The organism is Acidobacteriota bacterium (assembly GCA_039030395.1).
Classification (GTDB): Bacteria; Acidobacteriota; Thermoanaerobaculia; order Multivoradales; family JBCCEF01; genus JBCCEF01.
The window spans coordinates 88,272-99,081 of the sequence record JBCCEF010000020.1 but is presented as its reverse complement, the minus strand read 5'-3'; the positions used below and the strand labels follow the sequence as shown (position 1 = coordinate 99,081).

At 66.6% G+C, this 10,810-nt stretch carries 8 protein-coding genes; 4 read left to right on the top strand and 4 right to left on the bottom strand.

Features of this window, described 5'->3' with window-relative positions:
• The first annotated feature begins 365 nt into the window (after window positions 1-365).
• The gene (locus AAF481_16315; GenBank protein ID MEM7482740.1) at window positions 366-659 is read left to right on the top strand and encodes a hypothetical protein; all 294 of its coding nucleotides are present in this window, start codon (window positions 366-368) and stop codon (window positions 657-659) included.
• Between the two features lie 5 nt (window positions 660-664).
• On the opposite strand, the gene AAF481_16310 is transcribed toward AAF481_16315, so the two are convergent.
• The 4 genes from AAF481_16310 to AAF481_16295 are packed head-to-tail and all read right to left on the bottom strand — an operon-like array spanning window position 665 to window position 5,322.
• A complete protein-coding gene (locus AAF481_16310; protein MEM7482739.1) occupies window positions 665-1,684 on the bottom strand; it encodes an endonuclease/exonuclease/phosphatase family protein in 1,020 nt (339 codons plus the stop codon).
• A gap of 10 nt (window positions 1,685-1,694) precedes the next feature.
• Entirely contained in the window at window positions 1,695-3,131 is a 1,437-nt protein-coding gene (locus AAF481_16305) for a sulfatase (GenBank protein ID MEM7482738.1), read from the bottom strand.
• Between the two features lies 1 nt (window position 3,132).
• Window positions 3,133-4,197: a uroporphyrinogen decarboxylase gene (gene hemE / locus AAF481_16300; GenBank protein MEM7482737.1), complete on the bottom strand. Its 1,065-nt coding sequence runs from the start codon at window positions 4,195-4,197 to the stop codon at window positions 3,133-3,135.
• Between the two features lie 42 nt (window positions 4,198-4,239).
• Window positions 4,240-5,322 (bottom strand): class I SAM-dependent methyltransferase, encoded by a 1,083-nt coding sequence (locus tag AAF481_16295; GenBank protein MEM7482736.1) that lies wholly within the window; start codon window positions 5,320-5,322, stop codon window positions 4,240-4,242.
• A gap of 218 nt (window positions 5,323-5,540) precedes the next feature.
• Between AAF481_16295 and hutH the strand changes: the two genes are divergently transcribed.
• The 3 genes from hutH (at window position 5,541) to hutU (ending at window position 10,783) form a co-directional block, all read left to right on the top strand.
• Window positions 5,541-7,094, top strand: coding sequence for a histidine ammonia-lyase (hutH, locus tag AAF481_16290; protein ID MEM7482735.1), 1,554 nt, complete (start codon window positions 5,541-5,543; stop codon window positions 7,092-7,094).
• Complete coding sequence (locus AAF481_16285) at window positions 7,094-8,899, top strand: sigma 54-interacting transcriptional regulator (protein MEM7482734.1); 1,806 nt, start codon at window positions 7,094-7,096, stop codon at window positions 8,897-8,899. Before hutH ends, AAF481_16285 begins: the two co-directional genes overlap by 1 nt.
• Before the next feature lie 198 nt (window positions 8,900-9,097).
• The gene (hutU, locus tag AAF481_16280) at window positions 9,098-10,783 is read left to right on the top strand and encodes a urocanate hydratase (protein ID MEM7482733.1); all 1,686 of its coding nucleotides are present in this window, start codon (window positions 9,098-9,100) and stop codon (window positions 10,781-10,783) included.
• Window positions 10,784-10,810 lie beyond the last annotated feature (27 nt).

Here is a 10,810-nt window from a genome sequence, read left to right as displayed (position 1 = left end):
TCTACAAACACCTGGGTGAGGGGGCCTCCCCCGAAAACGCTCTACAGATGGCGCAGCTCGAGATGTTCTTCGAAAAAGGCAATCTCTCGGATCCTTTCTTCTGGGCGGGCTTTGTCGTCGTCGGCGGTTCCCCCTAGAGAGTACGAGAACGCTTCCGATCTACCGGAATACCTCAGCGAAGTGATCCGTAGAAAGGGTTGCGCGCACTTTGTAGTAATAAAGAAAAACTCTTTGCCTGTCGTCTAAGGAGGTATACGCGCTACCGGCATGGGCCCTGAGACCGGTTTCCATCTCGTCGAACCCATGCGGTAGGCAGTCACGAACGTTCGTGACGAGATCGTGAAAATCATCGGATGGGAGGCGCAATGACAACGACGGAAAATTACCTTTCTTCTGATCGTCGGCAAGAACCCTCGCCACCTCGACACCCCCCTGAAGAACTGACCGAAGCCAGCCTGAAAATTACCGCACATCTCTTCCGCGACCTCATCGAAGAGTGGGGCGACGAATGGACGGACACTCAGAGCCAGTGGATGAAGTACGTCCACGGGCTGATCGATGACCTATCGAACGTGGTTCAGAGCGCTCGGGATGGCGCGCGACCCAGGACGGAGCAGACGCCCGTCTCCCAAAAGGAAAAGCTCAACGGGCACCACTAACGCGTTCAGTATTCCCGTAGCCGCACCAGGAGCGGCAGGTGGTCGCTGGGGCCGCCCTGGTGCTTTCCTCGGGAGTAGGTTCTAAAAGGTTCCCCTTCGCGCAGCAGGCGGTCGCTGCGGAGCACGCGGAAGCCGCCGCGGCGGGGAAGTCCATAGCCTTGGCGGTCGAGCAGGCCCGGCGAGACGATGATGTGGTCTAGGCGGTTCCAATCGTCGCGGTAGACGTAGGTGCCGGGTACCTTGCTCAGCCCCCACAAATTGAACAGGGCACCGGGCTGTGCGGCCGTCGCCTGGCGCTCGGTGAAGGCCCGCAGGCCTTCAGTGACCGATGGATCCTCGGGTTCGTCATTGAGGTCCCCGAGTACCAGGATGTCGGCGACCGGGTCGTTCTCCAGGAGCAGGTCGATCTCTCGCCGTAGCACCTGAGCCACCTGCATGCGGACCTCCGGCGGGTTCCGCCGCGAGGGCCAGTGGTTGGCGAAGACGTAGAGGCGATCGCCCGATTCGGTCCGTTCGAAGGTGGCGGCCAGAATGTCGCGGGTGGTGTCGCCTTCGAGGGCGATAGCGACCGGTCGGGCGTCGATCTGCCGCAGATGGGCGGGATCCCAGGCGAGGGCGACGTCGATGCCTCGTTCGTCCGGCGACTCGAAGGCCGTGACCCGATAGTCGGGACGTTCCAGGATCTGGTGGAAGAGGGTTTCCACCAGATCCTTGTGCTCGACCTCACAGAGCGCCACGAGAGGCGGTAGCGCCGGGAGATCCCTTACCGTCAGGGCGAGTGAGTCGAACTTGGCGCGCAGGCGCTTTTCGGTCCAGGCCAGCCGGCCCTCAGGGGTGAAGTCGTCGTCGCGGGTCGGATCGTCGACGGTGTCGAAGAGGTTCTCGACGTTCCACCAAAGGACCCACAGTTCGTTGTCTGCCGGCCGGCACGACAGGCTCGCCAGCAGCAGGGCGGTGAGGAGCACGAAGGATCGGGCGAATCCGCGGACCTTCTTGTCCGAGGGAACTTGCTCAGAAGCGGCCATGGCGACGAGTCTACCGACCTTCCTCGGCGGGCGCGGCCGGCGCCTGCGCCAAGCCCCGGCGGGGGTGGAGATTCGGCGGTAGCTGGCGCTCCCGGAGCTCCTCCTCGGGAGTGTCGATCTGCAGGTAGCCGAGGGCGGCCAAGCCCTCGCGTAGCTCGTCGTCCATCACCTCGATCTTGCGGCCAAAGGCGTCGGCGGAAAGTGCGTTGTAGCCGTCCAAGAGCTGGCGACGGAGGTTCTTTCCGCGTTCGTCCAGCACGTTCCAACCGTTCTCCTCGGCCGGGTCTCGGGCGAGGTCGAACAGTTCGTCATGCGGCGCCTGCGTGCGATGGATCAATTTCCAAGGAGGCTCGAAGAGGGCCAGCGCTCCGCGTTGATCGAGATCGAGGTGAAAGCGGAGAGGCCCGGTATCCCTCGCCTGGGAATCGATGACCTGCGCCCAACGGTCCTCCCCGTCGAGGGCCTCCGGCGCCCTCACCCCGAGGGCGGCCAGGACGGTGGGCAGGAAATCGACCTGATGGAATGGATGGTCGGTGCTTCGTGGTCCGAGGGCCGGCGAGGCCCACAGGATGAAGGGCACCCGCAGCACCTCCTCGTAGAGGGTGCGACCGTGCTTCAAGCCGCCGTGCTCGCCAAATTCTTCGCCGTGGTCAGAGGTGATCAGTACCAGGGTACCCTCCAGCCTGCCGGAGGAGCGCAGTCCCTCGAACAGGCGCTCGATCTCGCGGTCCATCTCCCGGATTTCGCCGTCGTAGGCGTCGCGCAGACGGGCGAGATCCTGAGCGCTGAAGGGACGACCGTGATCGAACCGGTCCGGCTGGAGCAGGGAAGCGCGCGGAACATTCTCTCGGGCGCCCCAGGGCCGGCGTGGCTGGTAGGGGTCGTGCGGGTCGATGTAGTGGGCGTAGAGAAAGTAGCGGCCGGTGGTTTCGTTGGCCAGGGCGAGCGCCCAATCGGTGACCCGCGCGGCGTCCACCTTACGGGCGCCTCTTGACTGCCGAAAGGCGTCGAAGCCACGGTCGAAGCCCCACTTCCGGCCGACGTTCATGTTGCCGACGTAGGCCGCGGTGGAGAAGCCGTGTTCCTTGAGCAGAGCGGGCAAATAGGGGGCGGCCACCGGCAGGCCGTCGCTGCGAGCGATGGCCTGGTGTCGCTCCGGGTGGAGGCCGGTCAACAGGGTGGCGACGGAGGGCCGAGTCCAGGAGGATGCCGAATACCCCTGGAGCTGCACACCCTCCGCGGCCAGTCGATGGAGAAACGGCGCTGTGTCGCGCTCGTAGCCGTAGCTCGGCAGGTGATCGCTGCGCAGGGTGTCGATCATCACCACCAGGAGATTTTGGTAAGCCGGCGGTGGGGGCGACCCCTCGCGCCCGCAAGCGAGTGCCCACAGCGCACCGACGAGGAGCAGGCCGGAGCCGGCGCTCTGCCATCGCGAAGGGCCGCTCAACTCAGCCTCCGGAGGAAGTGCCCTGGACGGCTCGCACGAAGGCCTGGGCGTGCTCGACGGGCGTCGATTTGATGATGCCGTGGCCGAGATTGACGATGTGCCGGGTGCCGCGGCCGGCCTCGACCAGGTCGCGGGCGAGGGATTCGATGTGTGGGACCGGACCCAGGAGCGCCGCCGGGTCCAGGTTGCCCTGGATCACCTTGTCCGGACCGATCAGGGACCGGGCCTCCGCCAAGGGCAGGCGCCAATCCACCGAGATGCCGTCCACCGGCAGTTGCCGCGCCGCCTCCAGCAGATGGCTGCCGCCCTGCACATAGTAGATCAGCGGAGTAGCCGGAGCCTGAGCCCGCAATCCCTCGATGATGCGGGCCAGTGGCGGCATAGCCACCTGCCGCCAGCGCCCGGCGGAGAGCAGCCCGCCCCAACTGTCGAAAAGCTGAAGGGCATCGGCACCGGCCTCGACCTGGCCGAGGAGGTACTCCGTCGAGACTTCGGCAATGCGTTCCAGCAGTTGGCCCAGGCCCGCCGGGTCGCGGTAGCTCCATTCGAGGAGGTGGGGATACTGCTTGGAACCGCTGCCCTCCACCAGGTAGGCGGCGAGGGTCCAGGGGGTGCCGCCGAAGCCGAGCACCGGCACCCGGCCGGCGAGTGCCCGGCGCACCGCCCGCAGGGCATCGAACACGTAGCCGAGGGTGCCCTCCACGGAGGGCGCCCGCAGGCGGGAGAGGTCTTCCCGACGGCGCACCGGATCCGGAAACGTGGGGCCGTCGCCCTTGACGAATTTCAGTTCCGCGCCCATCGCTTCGAGGGGAAGAAGGATGTCGGCGAACAGGATCGCCGCGTCCACGCCGAGAATGTCGATCGGCTGCACCGTCACCTCGGCGGCGAGGTCCGGGGTCTTGCAGAGGGTGAGGAAGTCCACCCGCTGGCGGATGGCCCGATATTCCGGCAGGTAGCGGCCCGCCTGGCGCATAATCCACACCGGAGGGCGGTCGACCGATTCGCCGCGGAAGACGCGCAGGAGGCGGTCGTTCTGAAGTTGCGATGGCGGTTGTTGATCGGTCACGGCGGGGAGGATACCAGCGCCTTGGCGCGATGCGGCAGGAGACTACCGCGACTTGTCGATGCGCACCCAAAGATACTCGGCAAAGGGCCGCAGCAGCCGCGGGAACAGCCGTTCGAGGAAGCCGAGCCGCCGCGCCGCCGGAGTCGAGGAACCGAAGACCTTCTCGAATTCGTCCTTGCGCAGCAAGCGGAGGGTTCGTAGAAACACCCGACCGCCGGCCCGTCGTCCGGCGCGGCGCCACCAGGCGGTGGGCCGGAGGTGGCAGTAGAGGGTCGACGGCGGCTGCACCTTCTCCGCTGTGCTGTCGCTTTGGGCATCTCCACCGGGCCAGCGCCGCAGCAGCCCATGGAGCAGCCGGCCGGCCGGTCCCGGAGCGACGTTGGTCAGGATCGAAAGGCTGGAACCACCGGCGAGTACCCGCACCAATTCCGCCAGGGCAGCTTCCTGATCCGCGGCGTCGATGTGCTGCAGCGTGTAGCCCGAGACGGCGCCCTGGAACAGGCCGTCCGGGAAAGGCAGGCGCTTCATGTCGGCCCGCAGGCAGAGGCCGTGGTCGCCGAGGCGGGCGGAGACCTCGCCGAGGGCGGTGATGGAAAGGTCCACGCACACACGGTAGTCATAGAACCACGAGTACGCCCGATATTCCGGATGAGCGAGGGCGCCGCTGGCGGCATCGAGCAAATAGGTGCCACCGGGGAGGTGATCGAGGATTCGCAGGTGGGAACTCATCTCGTACAGGCCGTGCCCGGCGGCGCCCTGTTGGGAGAAGAGGCCGGTGTCGCCCAGTTCTCCAGAATCCGTCCGCTGCCAGCCGAAATCGTCGTACCAGCTACGTACCGCTTCCCGCACCTCGCCGGATGAGGGAGCAGCCGGCATATCCGCGCCTTGCCTCAAGGGCAGGGCGTCGCTTTCCAGAAAGCAGGCGGTGCGGCCGGCCACCGGAAAGGCCAGCTCACCGCCGCGGGTCACCAGCGCCGAATCGGCCTCCGCCGGAAGCCGCTCCGCCCCCCGAGGGGTGAGGAGTTCGAGCAGCCGCTGCCGCGACACGGCTTCGAGGGCCGCGCCGGTGTACGGGCAGCGGGTGATCTTCGCGAAATGGCGAGCGGCGGTGGTAGGTGTGTTCATCGATTGAGGCAGGTTGCGCTGAGAACCTTCGAAAGGTCGGCAGGATAACAACTTGTCCGCGCGAGGTGGGACCGGGTCGGCAATGGACCGACGAGGAGACGAGTGCATATACTCGAATCTCAACGAGCACGCGAGCGCACCAGGCGGCAGATGAAGGGTTACCGAGCACCGGAAAGGGCTTTGGACTGGCGTCTTTTCTTCGCGATGGAGGGTCGAAGTTGCTGGAAATCACCGGACATGGGCTCCGCTTAGAGGACTTTGCCGCCATCGTTCGGGATGGCGAGGGCTGCCGGCTCGGCGACGACGCCCGCACGGCGATGGAACGTGCCTGCCGGGTGATCGGGCGGGCGGCTGCGGGTGGGGGCGCGGTGTACGGCGTGAACACCGGTTTCGGAGATCTAGCGCGGGTGCGTATTCCTTCGGAGCAGCTCTCCAGCCTGCAGGCCCGGCTGCTGTTGAGCCACGCGGCCGGTATCGGCGAGGCGCTGCCCGACGAGGCGATACGCGGCATGTTGCTGCTGCGCTCGAGCACCCTGGCGCAGGGCAATTCCGGCATTCGGCCGCGGGTGGTGGAATCGCTCCTGACCTTGCTGGACAAGGACATCCTGCCGACGGTGCCGAGCCGGGGCTCGGTGGGAGCCAGTGGCGATCTGGCGCCCCTTTCGCACCTGGCACTACCGATCATCGGCCGCGGCCAGGTGCATCTCGGCGAGCGTGCCGTGGGTGGGCCGGACTCTGCGCCGATGCCCGCCAGCGAGGGCCTGCGGCTGGCCGGTCTGGAGCCCCTCGATCTGGGTCCCAAGGAGGGCCTGGCGCTGATCAACGGCACCCAGGCGATGACCTCGCTGCTCGCCCTGGCGGTGCTCGACGCCCGCCGGCTGGCGCGCATCGCGGACCTGGTGGGTGCCCTGGCAACGGATGCCCTGCGGGGAACGGATTCCGCCTTCGATGCGAGGATTCACGCCCTCCGCCCGCATCCCGGCCAGGGAGCGAGCGCCGGCAACCTGTGGCGGCTGCTCGCCGGCTCGGAGATTCGCGAATCGCACCGTGGCGAGAGCGATCTCCGGGTGCAGGATCCCTACAGTGTCCGCTGCATGCCGCAGGTCCACGGCGCGGCGCGGGATCTGCTGGCGGATATCGCCGCCAAGGTCGAGATCGAGATGAACTCGGTGACCGACAATCCGCTGGTCTTTGCAGCGGACGACGAGGCGGCGGGCGAGATCATTTCCGGCGGCAATTTCCACGGCGCTCCGATGGCCATGGCGGCCGACGTGCTGGCGATGGCGGTGACGGAGCTGGCCTCGATCAGCGAGCGGCGGACAGAAAAGCTCACCAACACCGCCTTTTCCGGCCTGCCGCCGTTTCTGGTACGCGACGCCGGTCTCAATTCGGGCTTCATGATCGCTCAGGTGACGGCGGCGGCGTTGGTGAGCGAAAACAAGACCCTCTGCCATCCCGCGTCGGTGGATTCCATCCCGACTTCGGCGGACAAAGAGGACCACGTTTCGATGGGTATGTGGGCGGCTCTCAAGGCGCGGCAAGCGGTGGACAATGCCCGCAAAGTGCTGGCGATCGAGCTGGTGTCCGCCGCGCAGGGCATCGATCTGCTCCGCCCGTTGCGTTCGAGTGAGCCTCTGGAGAGCCTCCACCGGTTGGTGCGACAACGCGTCGAGCGCTGGGACGAAGACCGTGAGATGGCACCGGACCTGGCCGCCGCGGAAGATCTTCTCCGCGGGCCGGACCTCGACCCCCTGCTGGGAGACCTGGCCTGATGTATCGGCTGGTGGTATTCGCTCCGGACGGAGTGCAGCGCTTCCCGATCTCCCGTTCGGAGATGCTTTTGGGGAGCGACGAGGGCTGCGATATCCAGTTGCCGTATACCGGAGTGGCGCAGCAGCACGCGCGCCTGCGGACCGAGGGCGACGGGCTGGTGATCGAGGACTTGGGTTCGCGCCGCGGCGTTCTCGTGGACGGCGAGCGAGTGCGCCAGGCACCGCTCCGGGAACTCGAAGAGATTCGCCTTGGCAGCGCCACCTTGCTGGTCGAGAACGTCCAGCCGGAAGCTGGCGAGAATGTGGCCGCCGAGGCCGAACCGGATCCGGTCGAGAGGGAAACAAGGGAACGGGAGATTTCCGCTGAGCGGATGGTCGAGCATCTCGCCCGGTTGAGTGAGTGGGTGCTCGAAGACGTCGAAAGCCGGGTCACCCTGGACTCGCTGGTCAAGGACCTGCTGGTGGATTTTGGCGGCGGCGTGGTGATCCTGGTCCACGGCGAACTCGCCGACGGCGGCATCAAGCTGCTGGTGGCGAGCGACGACCATTGGCTCACCCAAGGTGAAGAGCTGGTGAGTCAGGTGCTGGACCACCAGGCCGACAGTGAATCGAACGCTCCCTCCTTCTCCGGCGCCCTCGGCGGACGCCCGGCCTGGATCTGCGCTCATTCCTTTCTCGCCGTCGAGCGCAGCTACACGCTGGTCTTCGCCATTCCGGACTTCGATCCCGCCGAGTGGAGCCCGGTGTCCGCTCTGCGCGGCCTCGGCGATCTGATCATCCTCGGCCTGGTGCACCACGTCGGCTGGTACGAACCGATCCTGCCCGGCCGGCGGGAGCAGCCGGACCTCACCCTCGACTCCAGCCTGCTGGCCGGAGAGTCAGCGCCCATGAAGCAGGTGTTGTTGGAATTGCGCGGCGCCATCGATCCGCCGGTGCACGTGCTGCTGCGAGGTGAATCGGGGGTCGGCAAAGAGGCCCTGGTGCGTACCCTGCACATCTCCAGCTCCCACCGCGATGGTCCGCTGGTTTCGGCCACCTGCGACGGCGCCTCGGCGAGCCAAATCGAGGCGGACCTGTTCGGCGCCGAGATCGCCGGCAAGAGCGGCCCGGTGCGGCGCGAGGGCAAACTGCTCCTGGCCGACGGCGGCACCCTGATGCTCGACAACGTCGAGGCCTTGCCGCTGGAACTCCAGGGCCGGCTGGTGCGCTTTCTCCGCACCGGCGCGATCGAACCGGCGGGAAGCCGGGAGACGGTGCAGGTGGAAGTTCGGCTGGTGGCGTGCAGCGGCGGGCCGCTGGAACCCTTCGTGGCGCGCGATCAGTTCCGGATCGATCTCGCCTACCGGCTGTCGCAGGTTGCGATCGACGTGCCCGCGGTGCGCGATCGCCGGGAGGATCTGCCGCTCCTGATCCAGTCCTTCATCAACCAGTTCTGCCACGAAACCGGCAAGCGCATGCAAGGTATCACCGTCAAGGCCAAGGCGGCTCTTCTGGCCTACGACTATCCGGGCAACCTCAAGGAGTTGGAGAACATCACCCGCCAGCTCGTCTACCTCTGTCCGCCGGGGCAACCGGTGGATTTCAATCTACTGCCGGAGAAGGTGCGTCTGAGCGCCGTTTCGCCACCCTCCGCGGCGGACCTGTCGGATCTCAATCTGGATCGCCTGGTCGCCACCACCGAGGAGGTCGCGATTCGCGAAGCGATGAAGCAGACCGGCGGCAACAAGACCCAGGCGGCCAGGCTCCTCGGCCTCTCACGCAACGGCCTTACCGCCAAAATGAAACGCTACGGTATAGACGAGTAGCCGCTGTGGAAAGTCCTACAACCGTACTTTCCACAGCGGCTACTATTGATTCTCAGGGGGCTCAGCGCCCCCTCGCCCGAACGAGATCGTTCGGGCCCACCCATCTACAGCGGCTGCGCCGCCGTCGAACTCTCGCGGGCTCGGTCGCGTGACGACGCAGGATCCCTCAGGTATCGAGGGCGGGTAGAATCGGAGACTATGAGCACGACAACAGCACCGGAGCCCATCGCCACCCGCGGACCGCGGGTGATCCGCGCCCCGCGCGGCACGGAAATCACCTGTCTCGGCTGGCAGCAAGAGGCCGCCCTGCGGATGTTGATGAACAACCTCGATCCGGAGGTCGCCGAGCGGCCGGAGGATCTGGTGGTGTACGGCGGTTCCGGCAAGGCGGCGCGCGATTGGGAGAGCTTCGACGCCCTCGTCGCCACCCTCCGCCGACTGGGATGCGACGAAACCATGCTGGTGCAGTCGGGCAAGCCGGTGGCGGTGTTCCGTACCCACCGCGACGCACCCCGGGTGCTGATCGCCAACTCGATGCTGGTACCCCACTGGGCGACGGTGGATGAGTTCCGGCGCCTCGAAGGGCTCGGCCTGACCATGTACGGCCAGATGACCGCCGGTTCGTGGATCTACATCGGTACCCAGGGGATTCTGCAAGGCACTTTCGAAACCCTGGCGGAGTGCGCCCGGCAGAGTTTCGGCGGCACCCTGGCGGGAACCTTGACGGTGACCGCCGGCCTCGGCGGAATGGGCGGCGCCCAGCCCCTGGCGGTGACGATGAATGAGGGCGTCTGCCTGGTAGCGGAGGTGGACCGCAGCCGTATCGATCGGCGCCTCGAAACCCGCTACCTGGACGAGGTGGCGGAGTCGATCGAAGACGGCGTGGCCCGCGCGCTAGCGGCGAAAGAAGCCAAACGGGCCATTTCCATCGCCGTCGAGGCCAACGCCGTCGATCTGCTGGAACACCTGTTGGCCCACGGCGTGACGCCGGATGCCTTGACGGACCAGACCTCGGCACACGATGCGCTGGTCGGCTACTACCCGAGGGATCTGTCCTTTGACGCAGCCCAAGAGCTGCGCAAGGCCGACCCGGAGGGTTATGTCGAGCGCTCCATGGCGACCATGGCAGACCACGTGCGGGCGATGCTCGCCCTGCAGGAGCGCGGCGCCGTCACCTTCGACTACGGCAACAATTTGCGCGGCCAGGCGCTGACCGCCGGAGTGGAGAACGCCTTCGACTTTGAAGGTTTCGTGCCGCGCTTCATCCGGCCGCTGTTCTGCGAAGGCAAGGGACCCTTCCGCTGGGTGGTGCTGTCCGGTGACGAGGAAGACCTGGCGATTACCGACCAGGCCATCCTGGAGACCTTTCCGGAGGACCGGGCGCTCCACCGCTGGATCCACATGGCGCGGGAGCGGGTCGCCTTCCAGGGGCTGCCGTCGCGCATCTGCTGGCTGGGTTACGGCGAGCGGGCGAAAGCTGGAGCGGTGTTCAATGAGCTGGTGGCTTCGGGCAAGGTCAAGGCACCGATCGTGATCGGCCGCGACCATTTGGACTGTGGTTCCGTCGCTTCGCCCAACCGCGAAACGGAAGGCATGCGCGACGGCTCCGATGCAATCGGCGACTGGCCGATTCTCAATGCCCTGCTCAACGCCGTCAACGGCGCCACCTGGGTCTCTGTGCACCACGGTGGGGGAGTGGGCATCGGCTACTCGCTGCACGCTGGCCAGGTGGTCGTGGCGGACGGCAGCGCCGAGGCCGGCGAACGTCTGGACCGGGTGTTGACCGGCGACCCGGGGATGGGAGTGGTGCGCCACGCCGACGCGGGCTACGAAGACGCCATTGCCTGCGCGCGGGAACGCGGCGTCGACCTACCCATGGTTTAGCCATTGGCAGAGCCGGAAAGTACCGAC

What these genes read in the sequence shown, in the direction of transcription:
- AAF481_16285 (MEM7482734.1), top strand. Translation starts at nt 7,094, where the DNA reads ATGTATCGGCTGGTGGTATTCGCTCCGGACGGAGTGCAGCGCTTCCCG.
- AAF481_16295 (MEM7482736.1), bottom strand. Translation starts at nt 5,322, where the DNA reads ATGAACACACCTACCACCGCCGCTCGCCATTTCGCGAAGATCACCCGC.
- AAF481_16310 (MEM7482739.1), bottom strand. Translation starts at nt 1,684, where the DNA reads ATGGCCGCTTCTGAGCAAGTTCCCTCGGACAAGAAGGTCCGCGGATTC.
- AAF481_16315 (MEM7482740.1), top strand. Translation starts at nt 366, where the DNA reads ATGACAACGACGGAAAATTACCTTTCTTCTGATCGTCGGCAAGAACCC.
- hutU (MEM7482733.1), top strand. Translation starts at nt 9,098, where the DNA reads ATGAGCACGACAACAGCACCGGAGCCCATCGCCACCCGCGGACCGCGG.